Source organism: Pacificispira sp., assembly GCF_965228185.1.
Lineage (GTDB): Bacteria > Pseudomonadota > Alphaproteobacteria > UBA8366 > Aestuariispiraceae > Pacificispira.
The window spans coordinates 305137-327355 of record NZ_CBDDHE010000004.1 but is presented as its reverse complement, the minus strand read 5'-3'; the positions used below and the strand labels follow the sequence as shown (position 1 = coordinate 327355).

The 22219-nt window shown below is 62.5% G+C and carries 21 protein-coding genes; 3 read left to right on the top strand and 18 right to left on the bottom strand.

Annotated elements, in window-relative coordinates:
* Positions 1 to 9 precede the first annotated feature (9 nt).
* The 12 genes from groL to ACO06O_RS09780 form a co-directional block, all read right to left on the bottom strand.
* Positions 10 to 1656, bottom strand: a complete 1647-nt coding sequence (gene groL / locus ACO06O_RS09835; RefSeq protein ID WP_421878884.1) for a chaperonin GroEL — start codon at positions 1654 to 1656, stop codon at positions 10 to 12.
* Positions 1657 to 1721: 65 nt separating this feature from the next.
* Positions 1722 to 2009, bottom strand: coding sequence for a co-chaperone GroES (gene groES, locus ACO06O_RS09830; RefSeq protein ID WP_420416750.1), 288 nt, complete (start codon positions 2007 to 2009; stop codon positions 1722 to 1724).
* Between the two features lie 169 nt (positions 2010 to 2178).
* Positions 2179 to 3534: a GTPase HflX gene (gene hflX, locus ACO06O_RS09825; protein ID WP_421878881.1), complete on the bottom strand. Its 1356-nt coding sequence runs from the start codon at positions 3532 to 3534 to the stop codon at positions 2179 to 2181.
* Positions 3535 to 3540: 6 nt separating this feature from the next.
* A complete protein-coding gene (gene hfq / locus ACO06O_RS09820; protein ID WP_420416748.1) occupies positions 3541 to 3795 on the bottom strand; it encodes an RNA chaperone Hfq in 255 nt (84 codons plus the stop codon).
* A gap of 149 nt (positions 3796 to 3944) precedes the next feature.
* Entirely contained in the window at positions 3945 to 4619 is a 675-nt protein-coding gene (locus ACO06O_RS09815) for an HAD family hydrolase (RefSeq protein WP_421878878.1), read from the bottom strand.
* A gap of 4 nt (positions 4620 to 4623) precedes the next feature.
* Positions 4624 to 6000 (bottom strand): Trk system potassium transporter TrkA, encoded by a 1377-nt coding sequence (gene trkA, locus ACO06O_RS09810; protein WP_421878875.1) that lies wholly within the window; start codon positions 5998 to 6000, stop codon positions 4624 to 4626.
* A gap of 34 nt (positions 6001 to 6034) precedes the next feature.
* The gene (locus ACO06O_RS09805) at positions 6035 to 7441 is read right to left on the bottom strand and encodes a sigma-54-dependent transcriptional regulator (RefSeq protein ID WP_421878872.1); all 1407 of its coding nucleotides are present in this window, start codon (positions 7439 to 7441) and stop codon (positions 6035 to 6037) included.
* A 1-nt stretch (position 7442) separates the two neighbouring features.
* On the bottom strand, positions 7443 to 9725 hold the full coding sequence (locus ACO06O_RS09800) for an ATP-binding protein (protein WP_421878869.1): 2283 nt from the start codon (positions 9723 to 9725) through the stop codon (positions 7443 to 7445).
* A gap of 81 nt (positions 9726 to 9806) precedes the next feature.
* Positions 9807 to 11264 (bottom strand): nitrogen regulation protein NR(I), encoded by a 1458-nt coding sequence (gene ntrC, locus ACO06O_RS09795; protein WP_421878866.1) that lies wholly within the window; start codon positions 11262 to 11264, stop codon positions 9807 to 9809.
* A 2-nt stretch (positions 11265 to 11266) separates the two neighbouring features.
* Positions 11267 to 12409, bottom strand: coding sequence for a two-component system sensor histidine kinase NtrB (locus ACO06O_RS09790; RefSeq protein WP_421878863.1), 1143 nt, complete (start codon positions 12407 to 12409; stop codon positions 11267 to 11269).
* Positions 12409 to 13434: a tRNA dihydrouridine synthase DusB gene (dusB, locus tag ACO06O_RS09785; protein ID WP_421878861.1), complete on the bottom strand. Its 1026-nt coding sequence runs from the start codon at positions 13432 to 13434 to the stop codon at positions 12409 to 12411. Before dusB ends, ACO06O_RS09790 begins: the two co-directional genes overlap by 1 nt.
* A gap of 97 nt (positions 13435 to 13531) precedes the next feature.
* Positions 13532 to 14326, bottom strand: coding sequence for a cytochrome C assembly family protein (locus ACO06O_RS09780; protein ID WP_421878858.1), 795 nt, complete (start codon positions 14324 to 14326; stop codon positions 13532 to 13534).
* A gap of 68 nt (positions 14327 to 14394) precedes the next feature.
* Between ACO06O_RS09780 and ACO06O_RS09775 the strand changes: the two genes are divergently transcribed.
* Genes ACO06O_RS09775 through ACO06O_RS09765 form a run of 3 tightly spaced genes read left to right on the top strand, consistent with a single transcriptional unit; the run spans position 14395 to position 16552 of the window.
* On the top strand, positions 14395 to 15594 hold the full coding sequence (locus ACO06O_RS09775; RefSeq protein WP_421878855.1) for a bifunctional 2-C-methyl-D-erythritol 4-phosphate cytidylyltransferase/2-C-methyl-D-erythritol 2,4-cyclodiphosphate synthase: 1200 nt from the start codon (positions 14395 to 14397) through the stop codon (positions 15592 to 15594).
* Positions 15591 to 16058 (top strand): phosphatidylglycerophosphatase A, encoded by a 468-nt coding sequence (locus tag ACO06O_RS09770; RefSeq protein WP_421878853.1) that lies wholly within the window; start codon positions 15591 to 15593, stop codon positions 16056 to 16058. The genes ACO06O_RS09775 and ACO06O_RS09770 overlap by 4 nt, the downstream gene beginning before the upstream one ends.
* A complete protein-coding gene (locus ACO06O_RS09765; RefSeq protein ID WP_421878850.1) occupies positions 16058 to 16552 on the top strand; it encodes a CinA family protein in 495 nt (164 codons plus the stop codon). Before ACO06O_RS09770 ends, ACO06O_RS09765 begins: the two co-directional genes overlap by 1 nt.
* Here ACO06O_RS09765 and ACO06O_RS09760 read toward each other — a convergent pair.
* The 6 genes from ACO06O_RS09760 to ACO06O_RS09735 all read right to left on the bottom strand — a co-directional run bounded on the left by ACO06O_RS09760 (position 16524) and on the right by ACO06O_RS09735 (position 22216).
* Positions 16524 to 17264 (bottom strand): helix-turn-helix transcriptional regulator, encoded by a 741-nt coding sequence (locus ACO06O_RS09760; RefSeq protein ID WP_421878846.1) that lies wholly within the window; start codon positions 17262 to 17264, stop codon positions 16524 to 16526. The genes ACO06O_RS09765 and ACO06O_RS09760 overlap by 29 nt on opposite strands.
* A gap of 201 nt (positions 17265 to 17465) precedes the next feature.
* On the bottom strand, positions 17466 to 17915 hold the full coding sequence (locus ACO06O_RS09755) for a type II toxin-antitoxin system RatA family toxin (protein WP_421878842.1): 450 nt from the start codon (positions 17913 to 17915) through the stop codon (positions 17466 to 17468).
* A gap of 72 nt (positions 17916 to 17987) precedes the next feature.
* Positions 17988 to 18950 (bottom strand): lipoyl synthase, encoded by a 963-nt coding sequence (lipA, locus tag ACO06O_RS09750; protein ID WP_421878839.1) that lies wholly within the window; start codon positions 18948 to 18950, stop codon positions 17988 to 17990.
* Between the two features lie 97 nt (positions 18951 to 19047).
* On the bottom strand, positions 19048 to 19269 hold the full coding sequence (locus tag ACO06O_RS09745) for a hypothetical protein (protein ID WP_420416734.1): 222 nt from the start codon (positions 19267 to 19269) through the stop codon (positions 19048 to 19050).
* A gap of 185 nt (positions 19270 to 19454) precedes the next feature.
* Positions 19455 to 20867: a dihydrolipoyl dehydrogenase gene (gene lpdA / locus ACO06O_RS09740; RefSeq protein WP_421878836.1), complete on the bottom strand. Its 1413-nt coding sequence runs from the start codon at positions 20865 to 20867 to the stop codon at positions 19455 to 19457.
* Between the two features lie 23 nt (positions 20868 to 20890).
* Positions 20891 to 22216 (bottom strand): pyruvate dehydrogenase complex dihydrolipoamide acetyltransferase, encoded by a 1326-nt coding sequence (locus ACO06O_RS09735; RefSeq protein WP_421878833.1) that lies wholly within the window; start codon positions 22214 to 22216, stop codon positions 20891 to 20893.
* Between the last annotated feature and the right edge of the window lie 3 nt (positions 22217 to 22219).

The following is a 22219-nucleotide window of genomic DNA, read 5'->3' as shown; positions in this document are numbered from 1 at the left end:
TGGGCAGGCTTACATCATGCCGCCCATGCCGCCCATGTCGGGCATGCCGCCACCGGCCGGGCCTGCGCCCTTCGGTTCCGGCTTGTCTGCGACCATGGCTTCCGTCGTGACCAGCAGACCGGCGACCGAGGCCGCGTCCTGCAGGGCCGAGCGGACAACCTTCGCCGGATCGATGATGCCGGCCTTGACCAGATCGCCATAGACGGCGTTCTGAGCGTCGAAGCCCCAGTTGGCGTCTTTCGACTCCAGCATCTTGCCGACGATGACCGCGCCGTCTTCACCGGCGTTGTTCGCGATCTGACGGCACGGGGCGGTCAGGGCGCGACGCACAATGTCGACACCGACGGACTGGTCGTGGTTTTCGCCTTCCAGCTTCTTCAGGGCCTTGGTGGCATAGAGAAGCGCGGCGCCGCCGCCCGGGACGATGCCTTCTTCGACGGCCGCACGGGTCGCGTGCATGGCGTCGTCGACGCGGTCCTTCTTCTCTTTCACTTCCACTTCGGTCGCACCGCCGACGCGGATGACGGCAACGCCGCCCGCCAGCTTCGCCAGGCGTTCCTGCAGCTTCTCGCGGTCATAGTCGGAGGAGGTCGATTCGACCTGCTGACGGATCTGACCGCAGCGGCCTTCGATTTCCTTCTTCTTGCCGGCGCCGTCGACGATCGTGGTTTCGTCCTTGGTGATCGTGACGTTCTTGGCCTGACCCAGCATCTGCAGCGTGACGCTTTCCAGCTTGATGCCGGTGTCTTCGGAAATGACCGTGCCGCCCGTCAGGATGGCGATGTCTTCCAGCATGGCCTTACGGCGATCGCCGAAGCCCGGTGCCTTGACGGCCGCGACCTTCAGACCACCGCGCAGCTTGTTGACGACCAGGGTCGCCAGCGCTTCGCCTTCGACGTCTTCGGCGATGATTAGCAGCGGACGGCCGTTCTGAACGACGCTTTCCAGAACCGGCAGCATGGCCTGCAGGTTGGACAGCTTCTTCTCGTGCAGAAGGATCATCGGGTTTTCCAGTTCGCAGACCATCTTGTCCGGATTGGTCACGAAATACGGCGACAGGTAGCCGCGGTCGAACTGCATGCCTTCGACGACGTCCAGTTCCGTGGTCAGGCCCTTGGCTTCTTCCACGGTGATGACGCCTTCATTGCCGACCTTCTGCATGGCGGCGGCGATCATTTCGCCGACTTCGCGGTCGCCGTTGGCCGAGATCGTGCCGACCTGCGCGACTTCGTCGGAGGTCTTGATCTTCTTGGCGCGCTTCTGGATGTCACCGACGACCGCTTCCACGGCCAGATCGATGCCGCGCTTCAGGTCCATCGGGTTCATGCCGGCGGCCACGGCCTTTGCGCCTTCACGCACGATGGCCTGGGCCAGAACCGTGGCCGTCGTCGTGCCGTCACCGGCCAGATCGTTCGTCTTCGACGCGACTTCGCGCACCATCTGGGCGCCCATGTTTTCGAACTTGTCGGACAGTTCGATTTCCTTGGCGACCGTGACGCCGTCCTTCGTGATGCGCGGGGCACCGAAGGCTTTGTCGATCACGACGTTGCGGCCCTTCGGACCGAGGGTGACTTTGACCGCATCGGCCAGGATGTCGACGCCACGCAGCATCTTATCCCGGGCTTCGGTCGAAAATTTGACGTCCTTGGCTGCCATTGCCCTAGACTCCTTCTAAAAGATTGTTCGGATACGAAAAAAGCGCGGTACCGGAGCGGTCGCGCTTACTCGATGATCCCCATGATGTCGGACTCTTTCATGATCAGCAGCTCGTCGCCGTCGATCTTGACTTCCGTGCCCGACCATTTGCCGAACAGAATGGTGTCGCCCTTCTTCACGTCCAGTTTGCGGACGCTGCCGTCTTCCTTGACGGTGCCGGTGCCGACGGCCAGGACCTTGCCCTGCATCGGCTTTTCCTGCGCCGTGTCCGGAATGATGATGCCGGACGCGGTCTTGGTCTCGCTTTCGACGCGCTTCACCAGAACGCGATCGTGCAGAGGCCGGAATTTCATGGTGTTTCCCCTTAAGCCAGCGTTGTTTCGGGGGCCTGGCGGCATTGCGCCGGTCGGCCCGTGAACGAGGTGTTAGCACTCCCCGCATGTGAGTGCTATCCGCATATACGGGCCGAACCGGGTATGTCAATGGACGGAGGGCAAAAAAGGCCGGAAATGCTGGAAAATTCTATTCCAGGGCCGTCGCGGGATACCCGAAACGTTGTGCGTAGCGGTCCCAATCGCCGGGATCGAGCGATGCAATAACCGTTTGGACGCCCGACGCTTCGTCTGTTTCATGCTCCAGAATGTCGCCGAACCGGTGCAGCCAGGCCAGCGCGGCCCCGTCCTCGGCCGGGATCTCCGTCCTCCGGGTTTCGCGGAACCGGGCCAGGGCCGTATCGATCGCCGACAGCAGCGCCGCAAATCCATCGCCTTTCGCGGCGGAAATCGCAAAGGCATCGGGATCGTCCTCGCCGTCGCGCGCGGCGGCGGCACGGGCCTCGACCGGTTCCAACGCGCCCTCCGGCAACAGATCGGTCTTGTTCCAGGCTTCCAGCATCACGGTCTGCGGATCGATTTCCAGGGTCGAGAGTACCTGTTCGACATCCGCCTTCTCGACCTCAGCCTCGGTTGAGGAGATGTCGCGGACATGGATCAGAACCTGCGCCGCCCTCACCTCTTCCAGCGTGGCGCGGAAGGCCGCCACCAGATCGGTCGGCAGGTCGGAAATAAAACCCACCGTATCCGACAGGATCGCCGTCCGGCCGCTCGGAAGGTCCAGCTTGCGCATGGTCGGGTCCAACGTGGCGAACAGCATGTCCTTCGCCATGACGGCGGAATCCGTCAGCCGGTTGAACAGGGTCGACTTGCCGGCGTTGGTATAGCCGACCAGGGAGACGACCGGATAGGGCACTTTCTCCCGCGCCTTGCGGTGCAGCCCGCGGGTCCGCGCGACCTGTTCCAACTCTTTCTTCAGGCGCACGATCCGTTCGTCGATCAGACGACGGTCGATTTCGATCTGGCTTTCGCCGGGCCCGCCGATGAAGCCCAGCCCGCCCCGCTGACGCTCCAAATGGGTCCAGCTTCGCACGAGGCGCGACCGCTGGAAGGTCAACGCGGCCAGCTCGACCTGCAATCGCCCTTCATGGGTGCGGGCCCGGGCGCCGAAGATTTCCAGGATCAGGCCGGTCCGGTCGATGACCTTGGTATCGATGTCGCGTTCCAGGTTGCGCTGCTGCACCGGCGTCAGCGACGCGTCGACGATCAGCAACTCCGTCTCCAGGGCCGCGCAGAGGCCTTTCAGACGTTCCACGACCCCGCCGCCAAGCAGCGTTGCCGGAACAATCTTGGACAGGCGCACGGCTTCGGCATGAACGACGTCCAGCTCGATCGCGGCGGCCAGTCCGACCGCTTCTTCCAGACGTGCTTCCGGGCTGCGGCGTCTTTGCGAAACGCCGGGGATTTCCGGATAGATGACGGCAGCGCGCCGGGCACCGGCGGCCGTCCAGCCCCGGTGCGCAGTACGGTATCGGGTCTCGGTCAATTACGCTCAGCTTTCCTCGCTGCCACTTTCGTTGGGCTCGAACAATTGGATCGGGCTGCCCGGCATGACAGTGGATATGGCGTGCTTATAGACAAGCTGCGAGTGGGCGTCACGCCGCAGCAGCACGCAGAAGTTATCGAACCAAGTGACGATTCCCTGCAGTTTCACGCCGTTCACCAGGAACACCGTCACAGGAAGTTTGTTTTTCCGAAGGTGGTTCAGAAATGTGTCTTGGAGGTTCTGGTTCTTGTCGGACGACATGGATGCCCCCTTCCGTATGGCAACGTTGTTGTTTTTCGGTCCGCGCGTAATCCCATCCAATTTTTCGGCAAACCCTTGATTCTAAAGAAGAATAAGCCGCAAACAGGTATGGGGCGGAATCATTGATTCCGCCGTACATTCGGACATTATCAGATAAACCGTTGTTCCGCCGTTAAAAAATGGTGAAACGCCGGCAGCCCGTCAAAGTGACGCACCGGCGGACAGTTGCGGAACTCCCCGCTCAGATCGGGATCGGGATGTATCAGGATCGGTGTCAGTCCGGCCGCATGGGCAATTTCCATATCCACACCGGAATCGCCCACAAAATACACATGGCGTCCCAGCGCGCAGCCCAACCCGTCCAACGCGAGCGCCGCCGGGTCCGGCGCCGGCTTGTCCCGGGCGGCGTCTCCCGCACCGATCAGGCGATGAAAATGCCCGGTCCAGTTCAGATGAGCCGCTTCCGTTCGCAGGTAGCGTCCCTGCTTGTTGGAGACCACGGCCTGCGGCACCCCTGCCGCCGATAGAGACGACAACAGAGCGGCCGCGCCTTCCGCCGCCACGAGAGCGTCGAGATGCAGCGCCTCGAAACTGGCATAGAAGACGTCGCGCGCCTCCTCCCATCGGTCCCCGAACATCTCTGGAAAGCTGTCGCGCATGGATTTGCGGACCCGGGACTTCGTTTCGTCCAGCGACCATTCCGGCATGTCCATATGCCGGAACAATGCGTTCATCGCGGCGTGGATCACAGGCCAGGTATCGACCAGCGTATTGTCCCAGTCATATAGGACCGCTACCGGTTTCGGGAGAATCGATTCGGACATTGTGTTAGAAATATTCGAGCCTTACGGCGAACATCTTTTCCATCTTCTTAACGGCCTGGGCGGCGGCCAGAAGGACCACACGGTCCTTGGCGCGCACCACGGTGTCGGGCCGCGGGATGATGACCTCCTCGCCGCGGATGATCGCGCCGACAATGACGCCGCTGGGCAGTTTGGCGTCCTTCAGTTGTTCTCCGACCAGGCTGGAGGTCTCCATCGCCTCCGCCTCGATCAGTTCGGCGAAGCCGTCGCGCAGACTGTGGACCTGACGGATCCGGCCGCGGCGGACGTGCTGCAGGATCGTCGAGGCGGTGATCTCGCGGGGGCTGACGACGACATCGATGCCTAGCGTCGTGATCAGCGGCCCGTAGGAGTTCTTGTTGACCAGCGTGATCGCCCGGTCGACGCCATAACGCTTGCAGAGCAACGAACAGAGAATGTTGGTTTCATCGTCATCGGTCACCGCGACCACGGCCTCGGTGTTCCGGATTCCCGCTTCTTCCAGGATTTCGTGATCCAGCGCGTCGCCTTGAATGACGACGGTGGTCGGCAGTGCCTCCGCGACCTTGCGGGCCTGGGCCTTGTCCATTTCGACGATCTTGGCGGAATAGCCGTCGCTGCTGGCTTCCAGCTCCCCGGCCAGGGTCGTGCCGATATTGCCGCCGCCGATCACCAGGATCCGGCGGGCTTCCTTCTCGTCATGGCCGAAGACCGTCATCGCGCGCGGTACGTGGCCTGTCTCCGCGATGAAATAGACTTCGTCCCCTGGCAGCATCTGGTCGTTGGACGACGGGATCAGCATGGTCTCGTCCCGGAAGATCGCCATGACGGTGATGTTCAGATCGGGGAAAAGCGATGTGAGCTGACGCAGGGGCGTATGGATTACCGGGCAGGTATCGGTGCAGCGTACGCCGATCACCCGAACCTTGTCGTCGCCCATCCGGATCATATCGAAGGCGCCGGGCGCGCGAATGCGCCGCGCGATGGCGCGGGCCACTTCGATCTCCGGCGAAATGATGACGTCGATCGGCAGTTGGTCGCGCGCGAACAGATTCGACCAGATCGGATTGAGATAGCTCTGCTGTCGGATGCGGGCGATCTTGGTCGGGACGTTGAACAGGGAATGCGCGACCTGACAGGCGATCATGTTGACCTCGTCCGCGAAGGTCACGGCGATCAGCATGTTCGCGTCCGCGGCCCCTGCCCGCTCCAGCACATCCGGATGGGAGGCATGGCCGACAAAGGCCTGCACGTCCAACTGGTCGTTGATCTTTCCGATCAGTTCGGGGGATTGGTCGACGACGGTGACATCGTTGTCCTCGCCCGACAGATAGCGCGCAATGTGGAAGCCGACCTGGCCGGCACCGCAAATAACGACTTTCATAGGTTTCCTCGTTCAGCCATTCCGGCGGAAGGCGTCAGTCCGCGACGTCCTGCTTCACCCTGTTGCTGGCAGCGACGCCCAGGCCTTTCAGCTTCCGGTGCAGCGCGGCACGATCCATGCCGACGAATTCGGCCGTCCGGGAGATGTTGCCCCCGAAACGGGCCAGATGAAACACCAGATACTCGCGTTCGAAGGCTTCCCGCGCCTCGCGCAGCGGCAGTCCCATCACTTCCGGTGCGCGGTCCCATCGGGAAACCGTACTTTCGGCACTGCCGATCGCGGTGGCGACGGCATCCGCGCGGACGGGATCCTGAGGTCCGCCGGGCGCCATCAGCAGCAGGCGTTCGACGACATTCGCCAGTTCCCAGACGTTGCCGGGCCAGTCATGCCCCTGCAGCGCCGTCAGCGCGTCCGAGGACAGGGCGCGCGGCGATCGGCCCTTGGCGGCGGCCGACCGATCCATGAAATAGGTCGCGAGCAACGGAATGTCCTCACGCCGTTCCGACAAGGGGGGCACCTGCAACGGGACGACATTCAACCGATAGAACAGGTCCTCGCGGAATTTGCCGACGGCAATCAGTTCCGTCAGGTCCTGGGACGTCGTCGCCAGGACACGGGTGTTCACTTCCACCCAATTGTCGCCCCCGATGCGCTGAAACCGTCTGGAATGCAGGACGCGGACAATCTTCTGCTGGGTCGCCAGGTCCATATCGGCGACTTCGTCCAGAAGCAGGGTGCCGCCATGGGCTTCTTCCAGGACGCCAATCTGGCGGCGCCTGTCGGCATTTGCCTCGACCCCGAACAGGGCCGCTTCCAGCGTGCTTTCCGTCAGCGAGGCGCAGGTCAGGACAACGAACCGGCCGTCCTTGCGCAGGGACCGGCTGTGCAGGACACGGGCGACCGCGCCCTTGCCGCTGCCCGGCGGGCCGGCGATCAGCACACGGCTGTCGGTCTGCGCCACCTTGTCGATTCCGCGCCGGACTTCTGCAATTGCCGCGGATTTCCCGACCAGGTCGTCCAAAACCGCATAGGGCGAGAGTTTGCGCAGGGATTCGTTTTCATGCTTCAGGCGCGCCTCGGACAGGGCGCGCTCTATGGTCAGCATCAGGACATCGGTCTTGAACGGCTTTGAGATGAAGTCATACGCGCCTTTCTTTGTCGCGTTGACCGCCATATCGAACGTGCCGTGCCCGCTGATCATCACGACCGGCAGGGTCGGATGGTCGCGCCGCACGATTTCCAGGATTTGCAGACCGTCATATTCCGAATTGGCGAGCCAAACATCCAGGATCATCAGCGACGGCTGACGGTTCGCCACGGCGGCCAATGCATCGGACGAGTTCGACGCCTCGCGGGTTTGATAGCCTTCATCCTCCAGGATGCCAGCGATCTGCATCCGGATATCGGCCTCGTCGTCGACGATCAGAATGTCGTATGCCATGTCAGCCCGCCTCCCCGTGCGGCGGCTTATCGGTTGCCGTCTCAAGCGTTTCTATTGGCAGAATGAGGGAGATCAGGGCACCGCCGCCGGGCGCATCATCAAGATGCAAACTGCCGCCATGGTCTTCCATGATCTTCTTGACGATGGCCAAGCCCAGGCCCGTCCCCTTCTTCCGGGTTGTCACATAGGGCTCGGTCAGACGTTCCCGCTCCGCTGTCGGCAAGCCCTTCCCGTTGTCTTGAATCGCAATGCGAACATGCCTGTCGTCGGCCTCGATTGAAAGCCCTATACGGCCTTTCGGCTCGTCGTCGGGCGAACGCCCTTCCGCCTCGGCCTGCTCCCGGCGCCCTTCAATGGCGTCATGGGCATTCTGCAGCAGATTGGTCATTACCTGGCTGAGCTGTCGCCCGTCGCATCGGATGACCAGCGGCGTTTCCGGTCCGACGAAATCGTACACGACCTCGGCATTCGCATTGCGCTGCAGGAACAGCGATTGGCGGCAGATATCGACGATATCCTGGTCGCGCATGGTCGGCGCGGGCATTCGCGCAAAGGACGAAAACTCGTCGACCATGCGGCCGATATCGTCGACCTGTCGGACAATCGTGTCGATGCAGGTTTCGAAGACATGCGGGTCGGTGGTGATTTCCTTGCGGTACTTCCGCTTCAGACGCTCTGCAGAAAGCTGGATCGGTGTCAGCGGATTCTTGATTTCATGCGCGATCCGGCGCGCCACATCGGCCCAGGCCGCCTTGCGTTGGGCCGACACAAGGGGCGAAACGTCGTCGAAGGTCGCGACATAGCCCTGCACCTGCCCCGCCTCCTGTTCGATCACGATGCGGACGAACAGCGTCCGGGTCTCGCCCTGCACGGTCAGACGGATTTGGGCCTCCACAGGGCGTCCCGGCGTCGAGTTGCGCGCCAGTTCCATGGGTTCCTGGAGTTCCGGCAGAATGTCGGTCAGTTTCTCCCCGATCAGGGCATGCGGAGCCATCGCCAGCAATTCGCTGGCACGCCGGTTCGGCAGGTCGATGCGCCCGTTCCGGTCCAGGCCCAGCACGCCCGCGCTGACGCCGGACAGGACTGCTTCCGAGAAGCGGCGGCGGCCGTCGATCTGGCGGTTCGCCTCCATCAATTCATTATGTTGGGACCGAAGCTGCGATGTCATTCGGTTAAAGGCGCGGCTCAACAGGGCCAACTCGTCCTCGCCGGCGATTTCCGACACCCGCGCATCCAGGTCCCCTGCCCGGACCTGTTCCGTCGCGCCGATCAACGCACTAATCGGTGCGGTCAGTTGGGTGGCGAGCGTCAGCCCGATCCAGATCGCCGAGAGCAACAGCAATAGCGCGACCACGACGAAGGCGAGCGCAAAGGAAAGCTGGATATCGACGCGCTGGGTCTCCAGCCGCTCGAACTGTGCCGCCGCGCCGCGGACCTGCTCGATCCGGGACAGGACCTGCGGATCGACCAGCCGACCGATGTAAAGATACATATCCGCGAAGGCATCCAGTTTCAGCAGCGCTCGAACACGGTCGTCCGCCCCTCCCGTCAGCACGACGATCTCGCCGTTCGAGGCGGCCAGAAGGTCGCGGGAATCGATCGGTTCGAACTCAAGGACGATGGTCAGTCCAGCACGCGCCAGCACTTCCCGGGTCGTGCCCTGAAAGACGATGGCTTCACTGAGTTCCCGGACGCGCCGTTGAATTTCCAGGGTCCGATTGAACAGCGGCGGATTGATCTGCAATTGCCGGGCGTCGCGGTTGAGGTCCCGCGCCATACGCAGGGCGTCCGCGCGGATATTGTTCCGGTGTTCGACCAGATAGGCTTCGGCCACTGCGCGGCTTTCATTGACCGCGGTGCGCACGCGTTCGCTGAACCAGCTTTCGATCCCCAGATCGAAGAACAGCAGCGAAAATGTCGATACGATGATGGCCGGCGTCACGGACAAGGCCGCGAACAGAGCCACCAAACGAACATGCAGCCGCGATCCGGCGGATCCTCGCCGCCGCTCCGACCACAGGGCCACGATGCGCCGGGCGACGATGAAGCCCAACAGCAGCATGATCACCAGGTCGACATAGACCATGATGACGAGCGTATCCGCGTCGCCGCCCAGGGGTGGTACGCCGGTAAAGGCCGCATACGTCCCGAACCCGGCCAGGACGGCCAGCGACATCAGGGCAATGCCAAGGATACGGGACAGGCGCTTGGATCCGGAAATGCGCTCCATCCGCGCCGCCAGGCCGCCCTTGCGGACGGCCGGTTCGTCCGCATTGGGCGGCATCTCTCCAGAATCCTTCATCATCGTCGGGACAGGTTTAGCATGAGTTGTCCCGGACACGGCAAGCGCGATTGCGTGTCAAAGTCATTCGTCGCGGCTGCCGCGAACCACCGTTATGTCCAGATCGCGAATTTTCTTACGCAACGTATTTCGGTTCAGCCCCAGCAACTCGGCGGTTCGAACCTGATTGCCGCGCGTGGCTTTCAGGCTCACCTCGATCAACGGGCGTTCGATCTCGCGGAGAATACGGGCATGCAGGCCGGCTGCGGGCAATTGATCCCCATGGGCGTCAAAATAGGCGACGATGTGCTTACGCACGGAATCCGAAAGATTGTCGGACCCGGAATTCATCGCGTCTTCCGCGTCCGCGAAACTGGGCGTTTCGCCCAATTCCGCCTCAATGATCTCCTGGTCGATACGGTCCTGCGCATAAAGGGCGGCCAGGCGCCGGACGAGATTTTCCAACTCCCGGACGTTGCCGGGCCAGCGATGACGCGTCAGACGCTCCATCGCCGATTCCGTCAGCGACTTGTGCGGCAATCCACTATCCGCCGCCTGCCCCAGGAAATGGCGGACAAGGTCCGGGACGTCTTCGCGGCGCTCACGCAGTGGCGGCAGGCGGATCGGGACGACATTCAGGCGATAGTATAGATCCTCGCGGAACAGGCCCTGAGATACCAATTGGCGCAGATCGCGGTGGGTGGCGGCGACGATACGGATATCCGTCTTGATCGGGTTCCGACCGCCGACCATCGTATATTCGCTCTCCTGCAGAACGCGCAGCAGCCGGGTCTGGGCCTCCAGCGGCATGTCGCCAATCTCGTCGAGAAACAGCGTGCCGCCATCGGCCAGTTCGAAACGGCCGGATTTCCGCTGGGTCGCTCCGGTGAAGGCGCCCTTCTCGTGACCGAACAGTTCGCTTTCGATCAGTTCCCGCGGGATCGCCGCCATATTCACCGCGACGAAGGGCCCGTTCTTGCGCCGGGAGAAATCGTGCAGCGCACGAGCCACCAATTCTTTCCCGGTCCCGGATTCGCCGGTAATCAGGACCGAAAGATCCGTTCCGGTCAGCCGGGCTATAACGCGATAGACATCCTGCATCGCCGGCGACCGGCCGATCAGCGGCATCGGGTCTTCCGCGTCCTTATGGGGGACGATGTCGCCCGGCGCTTCGGCCTGGGACTTCAAGGCGCGCCGGATCGTATCGACCAAATGGGTCAGGTCGAACGGTTTCGGCAGGTATTCGAACGCCCCGCGTTCGGTCGCCTGGACCGCCGTCAGCAGCGTGTTGCGCGCGCTCATGGCTATGACGCGCAGGTCCGGCCGGATCTTGCGTATCTGCGGGATGAGGTCGAGGCCGTTGCCGTCGGGCATGACCACATCGGTCACGACCAAGTCGCCCTCGCCCTCCGACACCCAACGCCACAGGGTCGCGGCATTGCCGGTGGTCCGGACTTCATATCCGTGCCGGGCCAGCGCATGGCTGACGACAGTGCGGATGGCGCGGTCGTCGTCGGCAACCAGTATGGTTTCGCCCGCCATGATCAACCGCCCTTTCCGCCGCCCAATTGCGCATTATCGCGTAGGACCGGCATCATGACATTGAATTGCGTCCGGCGCGGCCGGCTTTCGAAGTCGATGACCCCGCCATGTTCGGATACAAGCTTCGCGACCAGGGCTAGGCCCAGCCCGGAACCGCCTGATTTCGTGGTGATAAACGGTTCGAACAGATGCGGACGCAGGTCGTCCGGTATGCCGGGGCCGTTGTCGCGGATCGAAATCACCAGCGGCAGATGCATCCGCGCCTCGATCCCCGGCACCGCCAGCCGGATTCCGTGACGATAGGCCGTCGAGACGGTGATCTCGCCCTCCGGCGCTTCCCCGTCCGACGCGGCCTCGGCGGCGTTCTTCACCAGGTTCAGGAAGATCTGCACCAGTTGGTCCCGGTCGCCCAGAACCGGCGGCAGCGACGGATCGTAGGATGCGACGAGGCGCATCCCGCTGGCGAAACCGTTTCGCGCGATTTCCAGAACCCGGTCCAGGACCTCGTGAATGTTGACTGGGCTTCGCTCCAGATTGGGACGGTCCGAGAAGATTTCCATCCGGTCCAGCAGTTTGACGATCCGGTCGGTTTCTTCCGTGATCAGCTTGGTGAGCTGGCGGTCTTCGGCCGGAACCATGGATTCAAGCAACTGGGCCGCACCGCGAATGCCGGACAGCGGATTCTTGACCTCATGCGCCAGCATCGCGGCCAGCGCGGTCACGGACCGGACGGCGCCGCGTTGGGTCAGCGCGTGGTCGATCTTCCCGGCGATGGAGTGTTCCTTGATCGTGATCACGACACTGTCGCGCCGGTCCGTCAGTGGGGCTGCGTCGACAGTGACGGTATGATTGCCGATGCGCGGCGTCGAAAGACGCACGCCATGGACGGTCATGGAACTGCCGACCCGCCGGGCCCGGTCGACTGCCGCCAGGATCGGGCTGTCATGCGGGATTAGGTCCTGCAGGTTCACACCGCGCAGGACCGCTTCCGACCCTTGCAGGAAGCTCTGTCCGGCCGCGTTCAGGAAGGTGACGTTCCCCGAACCGTCGACGACGATGACCGGTTCCGGCAGGGAATCCATGATGCTTTCGACGCTGGGGCGGTCGGTCCCGCCGCCGAACGTGTTCTTGATCGCTTTCAACATCAGGCCGCCTTACCCAATTCCGACGCGGCATCGAAAGCGCGCCGAACGGCCTGCGCCACCTCGGCCGGTGTTTCTGCGGCCATGGCCTCGGCGCGCAACGCTGCCGCGCCCGGCACATCCGCAATCGACCAGGCAATATGTTTGCGCGCCATCCGCAGTCCCCTCTCCGCGCCGTGATACCGCAGGATTTCGTCCAGGTGCCACAGCAGGAGGTCGCATCGCCTGGCATGCCCTGGCTCCGCGCGTCTTTCCCCTGTGCGCATGTATGCCGCCATATGCCCCAGGAACCACGGGCGTCCCTGGGCGGCGCGCCCGATCATGATCCCGTCCGCGCCGGATTCCGCCAGGCACCGGTCGGCGGCGTCGTAGTCGATGATGTCGCCATTGGCGATGACGGGGATCGATACCGCCTCTTTCACCGTCCGGATGAACGACCAATCGGCGCTGCCGGTATACTTTTGTTCGCGGGTCCGTCCATGAACCGTGATCAGGCGTACTCCCGCGCCTTCCGCGCGATAGGCGAATTCAGGGGCGTTGCGGCTGTCCAGATCCCAGCCGGTGCGCATCTTGACTGTCACCGGTCGGTCCACGGCGGCAACGACGGCGTCGACGATCCGGACGGCCTGGTCCAAATCGCGCATCAGCGCCGATCCGCATAGCTTGCGGGTGACCTTCTTTGCCGGACAGCCGAAATTCAGATCGACGATATCGGCCCCCAGATCCGCGCATAGGCGTGCCGCTTCCGCCATGACCGACGGATCGTGGCCGGCCAGTTGAACGATATGCGGGGTGCCGTCTCCGGCTGTTTCCGCCCGTTTCAACGTTCCGCGGGTCTCGCGGATGGCCTCGCCGCTGGCGATCATCTCCGAAACGACAACGGGGGCGCCGAGCGCCTGCGCGACGGTACGAAACGGCAAATCGGTGACACCGGACATCGGTGCCAGATAGACCGGAACAGGAATAGCTACAGGCCCAACGGAAATGGGCGCGCGCTTCGGATAGGTGCCGATATTTTGCGCAAGCATGGTGTTCGCTCAAACTTTAGGCAGTTTCCCCGACAGCGCTTGTACCCCCGCCGGGAACGAACCGCCAGTGGTAAATCTGACGCATGGCGCCCCAAATTCAGCCGATCAGGATGTCGGAAACGAATTTCACGCCCGGATAGGCCATTGTCACCAGCAGATAGGAGATCAATACGATCCGCGCGGCGCGTCGGCCCCGTAATCCACTGAACCGCTGAACGATCAGCAATATCCCGATCACGACAAAGGCCGCCAAGGTCAAAAGCGTCTTGTGATCGGCCTCCAGAAGTGGCTGGGCGCGTTGAACATGGATGGCGATGCCGGAGGCCAAGCCGAGACCCAGAACGGCTTCGGATAGGAACATCAACCGGTCCTGCAGGCGTTCGCTCTCCGCCACGGGAGGCAATAACGCGGCCAGACCGTTGGTCGTTTTGGATTTCAGCGACCGTTCCTTCAGGAACACCGCCAAGGCGGCAACGGCGGCCACCGTGATCAGGGCATAGGTGGCGACGGCCACGGCGATATGCGCTGCCAGCCAGGGCCCCGGCGATTCCGGCATCGGACGGCCGCCATGTCCAACCAGGATCGCAACCAGGATGGACAGCCCCAGATAAGGCAGAACGAGCGCCGCCATTTTGCGCGCCGTTCGGGAAATCGCGGCAAGGGCGCTGAACAGGATCAAGGTCGCGGCCGCCGAAACCCAGATGGTGAAGGAGAAATCCGTGCGCCATCCGGACCGCGCGGCCAGAACACACAACAGGACCGGTCCCGCGACGGCCAGGGCCAAAGTGGGCAACAGCAGCCGTTTTTCGTCGTCCCTGCGCACGGCCAGCCATAGGGCCGGCAGCAGGCACGCCAACGCGGCGGTTTGAAAGATCAGCGACTCCGCTAGCATGCCGCGCTATATATCACCGGACGACCCGCCCTGAAACGCCTTCCTATGCGTCCCGTTAGCGAGCCTTCATGCCGTCTTCAGCCGAAACGCGCCCATCCCCCTTTCATGCCGTTATCGTGGCCGCCGGAAAAGGCGTCCGGGCTGGCGGCGGACTTCCCAAGCAATATCGGCCGATCGGCGGCATCCCGCTGATCCGACGGACGGTGGAGGCCTTTTTGCGGCATCCCGCCTGCGGTCATGTCGTTCTGGTGATCGGTGATGGTCAGGCGGAGATATGCCGTGAGGCTCTCGGTCCTATCCGGGATCGCGTCGCGACCGTGACCGGTGGGGCGACCCGGCAGATTTCGGTCCGTGCCGGCCTGACTGCTCTGGCGGGCATGGCTGACCAGGAGGATACCGTTCTCATCCATGACGGCGCCCGCCCGTTCGTTTCTTCCCGCTTGATCGATGCGGTGCTTGACGGCGTGCGGCCGGATGGGGGCGCCCTGCCCGGCCTGCCGGTGATCGATACCCTGAAGGCGGTCCCGGATGGGGATACTGTCACTGGGACCGTCCCGCGCGATGGCTTGTACCGCGCCCAGACCCCGCAAGGCTTTCCTTTGGGGGCCATCCTGGCCGCTCATCAATCGGCGGAGGCCGAGGTCACGGACGATGCGGCATTGTTCGAACAAGCGGGCAAACCGGTCTGGATCGTTCCGGGCGACCCTGCGAATGTGAAACTGACCACGGAAGAGGATTTCAGCGCCGCGGAGGATCGATTGGCCGCTTTAATGGAAACCCGAACGGGAATGGGCTTCGACGTCCACCGGTTCGTCCCCGGCGACGGCGTTTGGCTGTGTGGGGTCTTTGTCCCCCATGACCGGCGCTTGGACGGGCACAGCGACGCGGATGTCGGCCTGCATGCGATCACGGATGCCCTGCTGGGGGCGATCGGCGACGGCGATATCGGCAGCCACTTTCCACCGAGCGACCCGCAATGGCGCGGTGCATCTTCCGATCGTTTCCTGCGCCATGCGGCTGATCTCGTCGCAGCGGCCGGCGGCCAAATCCGGCATGTCGATGCGACGATCATCTGCGAAAGGCCAAAGGTAGGCCCGCACCGCGATGCCATGCGGGCGCGGGTCGCGGAAATCCTGGCGATCGCTCCCGGGCGGGTCTCCATCAAGGCGACGACGACGGAAAAGCTTGGATTCACGGGGCGCGGAGAGGGGATTGCCTGCCAGGCCATTGCGACGGTCGCCCTGCCGGCCGGCGGAGACGATCATTGAACCGGTTGGCACTTATCATAGCCACCTGGTTCGGAAGCGGGTTGTTGCGGCCGATGCCCGGCACTTGGGGCACGGCGGCCGCCCTGCCCTTTGCCTGGGCGATCGCGAGTTTCAGCGCGCCGGTTTGGCTTTTTGCTGCCGCCGCTATTCTGTTTCCCATCGGCGTTTGGGCCGCGAATCGCTATGACGCGATGAAACAGGCCCATGATTCGTCCGAAATCGTGGTCGACGAAGTTGTCGGAGTCTGGCTTGTCCTTGCGCTTGTCCCGCCGGATTGGCTTCATTACCTGACCGGGTTTCTGCTGTTCCGGGTTTTCGACATCGCCAAGCCCTGGCCGGTGGGCTGGGTGGACCGGCGGTTGGCCGGCGGGTTGGGCGTCATGGCGGATGATGTCCTGGCCGCGCTCTATGCCATGGCCGGCATCTATGGAATCGGCTGGCTGATTGCTTGGAGTGCCGCGTGATGATCGATTCGGAACTCTATGAAATCGCGTCCAAAACCCTGCAGATGTTTCGCGAGATGGGGGCGACGATCGCCACGGCCGAATCCTGTACCGGTGGCATGATCACGGGCGTCCTGACGGAGGTGCCGGGTTCGTCCGACGTCGTGGACCGTGGTTTCGTCACCTATACGAATGCGGCCAAGTCGGAAATGCTGGGCGTCGACCCCGATCTCATCGAGGCGCATGGCGCGGTGTCGGCGCAGGTCGCACGCGCCATGGCGCAGGGCGCGATGCGGAACTGCAGCGCAGAAGTCTGCGTCGCGGTTACCGGTGTGGCCGGTCCGGGACAGTCCGAGAGAAAGCCCGCCGGGCTGGTCTACATCGCCGGGACCGCCGGAACGGAAATCGAGGTTGAAGAGCATCGCTTCATCGGAGACAGGGCCGCGGTGCGGCGCGCGACGGTCGTTGCCGCCCTGGATCTGGCGATCAGGCTGGTGTCCCGAGCGCCGGTGTAGTCCCGCCGCGGCCCGTCAAACGAAGCAGATCGGCCAGTGGGTGACCGGGGCGATCGCCGAAGCGGGCGCATTTCGCATCCCAATCGTCGAAAACGTCGATCAGCGCCTTCGGATGGTCTAGGCGGCGCCAATCCGCCTCCCGCAGGCGTGCGACCGCGTCGGAAAGCGGCGCCAGAGTCGTATCCTCCGTCGGCCGGTCGAGATAGGAAAGATGATCCGCATGCAGCGCGAAGGCGGCCAGCAGGATGCCTGCGGCCTCCGCCGTGCGCGGGCCGGTCGCCATGGTGAAACTGACCTGATCGAACAGGACGGTTCTGACCCGCCCCACCAGCATCAGGCACAGTTTAACGGCGTCATCCCCGTCCCGTACCGCATGGTCGCGCCGGGCAAAGAACAATATGGATTCCACCTTCAGCAGACTGTCCCGCGACAGACACTCCAGAATGCGCTGACTGGCATGGAAGGTTTCGTAAGCGCTCGGCCGGGCCAGACGATGAAGGCGGACGGATTCCGTCGCGCCGTCGGTCTCGACTTCGACGCCGGATTGGAAAAGCGCCCGTTCGATGGCTTCCATCGTGCTGGACCGGGGATCGCCCACGCCGCGTTCGATATTGTTCAACGTCGCCAGCGAAACCCCGGCGGATTTCGCCAGTTCGCTCTGTTTGACGTTCAGCAGCGATCTGCCCGCCCGGATCTGCGCGGCCGAAATCACCCGCGTCCCTCCCCTGAAATTCGGTCTCAGACCTAAAGAATTAGGGAAGAAATATATGACTCGCGTATGAGGCTCAAGATGTCGTGGTCGTCAGGCGGTTTGGTGCCATGAGGCGGAATGGTGATTCGGAATCGTTGCGAATCGGGAACGACCGGTGACTGCGATTGCAGTTTCAATGATTTTTGGCGACTGCGGATGCAGTTACGACGTTTTGCCGCCGTAAAGGTCCTGGGCACGGGATTCGAAGGCGGAGACCATCCGCTTCACCGCTTCGGTGAAAACGAGGCCGATCATCGCTTGCAGCAGTCGTGACCGAAACTCGAAATCGACATGGAAGTCCACCCGACAGCCGCCCGATTCGGAATCGCTCTGAAATTCCCAATAGTTGTCCAGGTATTTGAAGGGGCCGTCTTCATAGGCCGTCCTAATTACCTTGTTCGGACGATCCAAGGTGACGCGGCTGGTAAACTGCTCCGTCACCCCTTTGAAACCAATGACTAAATCGGCGATCAACAAGGTTTCGGTACGAGAGCGGATCCGTGCGGCGCGGCACCAAGGCAGAAATTCAGGATACCGTCCGACATCGGCGACAAGGTCGAACATGTCCTCGGCGCGATAGGGCAACAGGCGTTGTTCAGTATGGCTGGGCATTCGGTCTCGGCGTCCGGTGATGGCTTTTGGGCGTCAGATCGAGTGCGGAACTATCGTATTTCGCGCCGGGCGTCACGCATTGCGTTGGGCCAGCCTGGCCTCCCGCGCCTCCCGCAGCCGCCGGAAATCGTCGCCGGCATGATAGCTGGACCGGGTCAGCGGCGTCGCGGATACCATCAGGAACCCGCGTGCCCGCGCCATGGAGGCATAGGATTCGAACTCCTGGGGCGTCACGAACCGGTCGATGGCAGCATGCTTCGGCGTCGGCTGGAGATATTGCCCGATGGTCAGGAAGTCGACATCTGCGGCCCTGTAATCGTCCATCATCTGCTGAATTTCGATCTTGGTCTCACCCAGACCGACCATCAGGCCGGATTTTGTGAAGATCGACGGGTCGAGCTGCTTTACCTGGGCGAGTAGCTGCAGGGACGTAAAATAGCGGGCGCCGGGCCGGATTGTCGGATAAAGGCGCGGCACCGTCTCCAGATTATGGTTGAAGACGTCCGGGCGCGCTTCGACCACGATTTCCAAGGCGCCCATTTTGCCTTTGAAATCAGGGGTCAGGATCTCGATCGTCGTGTCCAGTGTCCGTTCGCGGATGGCTCGGATGACCTGGGCGAAATGATCCGCGCCGCCGTCTTCCAGATCGTCGCGGTCGACCGACGTTATGACGACATGCTCCAGCCCCAGTTTTTCGACAGCATCGGCGATCCGGTAGGGTTCGAAGGGATCGAGCGCCCCCGGCTTTCCTGTCGACACATTGCAGAAGGCACAGGCCCGCGTGCAGATCTCGCCCATGATCATGAAGGTGGCGTGTTTTTTCGCCCAGCACTCGCCGATATTCGGGCAGGCCGCTTCCTGGCAGACCGTGACCAGTTTATGGTCTTCCACGATCTTGCGGGTGGCCTTGTATTCCTTGCTGACGGGCGCCTTCACACGAATCCAGTCCGGCTTCCGCTGGATCGGATTGTCGGGCCGGTTGCGCTTTTCCGGATGGCGATGGGCGCGAGTCTTTACGTCGGTCGTTTCGGTCATTGGCCTTCCACCAGCTTGAGCGGATGAGATTAAGCTGAGGAGTCGTACCGACGCGGTCAAGGGCTTCCCGTGTGCCGCCCGCTACCAGGGTTTGGTATCAGGGGTTACGAACGACGATCCCGTGATATCCGCTCTGATTCTCGATAGCGGAATTCGCAACAGCCTGAATCACGTCGTTCAGGGCCTTTGCGTCGTGATCGGGAGCGGCGGGGTCCAAAGATAGATCGGTTACGACCACCAGCATGTGACGCCAGCGACCACCGTCATACACGATTTCCCGTCGAACCTCCGCGATATGCGGATGCTCGGTGGCTTTCATGGTGGCCGCCCCTTTTCCCTCGTCAATGTCTATGACCGTATCCATGACAGTACACGTGCCACAGAACCGATCAAGGGAGAAGACAAAACGTCTAAAATTTTATACGTATTTTATTCGAATCTCCTTCGAATGTGCCATTAATGTCAGTCGAAACCCCCAAATCCTTGATCGGAATAGATGTTCCGTCACAGGTGGATCACCTTCCCATAAGCATCCAACACGGATTCATGCATCATTTCGCTCAAGGTCGGGTGCGGGAAGACGGTGTGCATCAGCTCTTCCTCGGTGGTCTCCAGGGTCTTGGCGATGGAGTATCCCTGGATCAATTCGGTCACTTCCGCGCCGATCATATGGGCACCCAGGAGCTCTCCGGTCTTGCCGTCAAACACCGTCTTGATCAGGCCTTCCGGTTCGCCGAGCGCGATGGCCTTGCCATTCCCGATGAAACTGAACCGACCGACCTTGACGTCGTAGCCCTTCTCTTTCGCCTTTTCCTCCGTCAGGCCGACCGAGGCGACTTGCGGATGACAATAGGTGCAGCCCGGGATGCGAGACCTATCCAGGGGGTGAACGCCCTTAAGTCCTGCAATCTTCTCGACGCAGATCACGCCCTCATGTTCGGCCTTATGTGCCAGCCAGGGCGGGCCGGTCAGATCGCCGATCGCATAGATTCCGGGTTCGTCCGTTTCCGACCATTCATTGGTCAGGATATGGGTTCGGTCGACTTTGATCTTGGTTCCTTCCAGCCCGATATCCTCGACATTGCCGACGATACCAACTGCGGAAATGACCCGGTCCACGGTGATATCCTGGCTCTTGCCGCCCTGCTCTACCGTGCAGGTCACCGTCTCGCCGGATTTCTTCAGGCTTTTTACCGAGGCACCGGTGATGATCTTCATCCCCTGCTTCTCGAACGCCTTTTTGGCCAACTTGGAGATTTCCGGATCTTCCACCGGCAGAACGCGGTCCATCACCTCGACCACCGTGGTTTCGGCACCAAGCGTGTTGAAGAAGCTGGCGAATTCGATCCCGATCGCACCCGATCCGATGACCAGGAGGCGTTTCGGCATCGTGTTCGGAACCAAGGCGTCCTTGTAGGTCCAGACCAGCTTGTGATCGGCCTCCAGCCCCGGCAGTTCCCGCGCGCGGGCGCCGGTGGCCAGGACCACGTGCTTGCCGGTCAGTTCGGCCACGGCCTTTCCGTCCTTTTCGACGGAAACCTTGCGCGCGCCCTTGGACCCGCCGGCCAGTTTGCCCCAGCCGTCGAAGACGGTGACCTTGTTCTTCTTGAGCAGATGCCCGACGCCGGAATTGAGCTGCTTGGAAACCGCCCGGCTGCGTTTCACGACTGCGTCCAGATCGAAGGACGCGCCCTCGCAGGACAGGCCGTAATCCTTTGCGTGCTTCATATAGTGATAGATTTCGGCCGACCGCAGTAGCGCCTTGGTGGGGATACACCCCCAGTTCAGGCAGATGCCGCCGAGATGATTGGCCTCGACGACCGCCGTTTTCAGGCCGAGCTGCGCGGCGCGGATGGCCGTCACGTAACCGCCGGGACCGGCGCCGACAATGACGACGTCGAAAGAAGTGTCCGCCATGGCTTTTCTCCCTGTCCGTCCGGTTAGAGCATCAAGGCGATCGGATCTTCGATCAGCGCCTTGAGTTCCTTGACCAGGGCGGCCCCGGTCGCGCCGTCAATGCAGCGGTGATCGACCGCCAGGCTCAACGTCACCACAGTGGCCAGGCTCAACGCGCCGTCCTTCACGACCGGGCGCTGTTCCCCTGCCCCGACGGACAGGATACCGCCCTGCGGCGGGTTGATGATCGAGGTGAAGCTCTTCACACCGAACATGCCCAGATTGGAGATGGTAAAGGTGCCCCCCTGATACTCTTCCGGGGCCAGCTTGCCGTCGCGCGCCTTGGCGGCCAGTTCCTTGGCTTCCTTCGAAATCGTCGCCAGGCCTTTCGCCGCGCAGTTCTTGATAATCGGCGTGATCAAACCGCCGTCGATCGCGACCGCGATTGCCATGTCGACCTGCCTGAACTTCAGGATCGCACTGTCCGTATAGGCGACGTTGCAATCTGGCACGCGGGTCAGCGCCAGGGCCGTTGCCTTAACGATGAAGTCGTTGACGGAAATCTTGTAGTCCGCCCCGTCCCGCTCGTTCAGTTGCTTGCGCATCGCCAGCAGTTTGTCGATTTCGACATCGACCTGCAGCGTGAAGTGGGGGATGTCGCGGGCAGATTCCGTCAGGCGCTTGGCAATTGTCTTGCGCATGCCGGTGTGCGGGACGCTTTCCGAAGGCGGAAGCATCTTGAAGATCGGGTCGTCGGACGAAAGTACCGGCGGTGCCGACGCGGCGGCCGGTTTCGCGGCGGGGGCGGCGGCAGCCTGGTCCTGAGGTGCCGGCGCTGCAGCAGCCTTGCCGGTCCCCTCCGTCAGTGCCTTTTCGATATCCCGTTTGACGATTCGGCCATGGGGGCCCGACCCGTTCAACTGCGCGAGGTCGAGACCTTCATTCGCCGCCATCCGGCGGGCCAGCGGACTGGCGAAAATCCGGTCCCCCTTGGCGGTGGCAGCCGGGGCCGCCGATTGCGCCGGCGCGGGGTTGGCCGGTTCTTTCGCAGCCGGGGCCGGTTCCGCCTTGGCTTCCGGTTTTGGCGCCCCGTCACCGGCGGAGGCGATGGCGTCTTCGGCGCTCTCCCCTTCTTCCGCCAGGATCGCGATCGGCGTATTGACCGCGACGCCCTCCGTCTCGTCCGGGACCAGGATCTTCGCGATCACACCTTCGTCGACGGCCTCAAACTCCATCGTCGCCTTATCGGTTTCGATTTCGGCCATCACGTCGCCGGAGGAGACTTCATCCCCTTCCTTCATCAGCCACTTCGCCAGCGTGCCCTCGGTCATCGTGGGCGACAGGGCCGGCATCAGGATTTTCACAGCCATTGG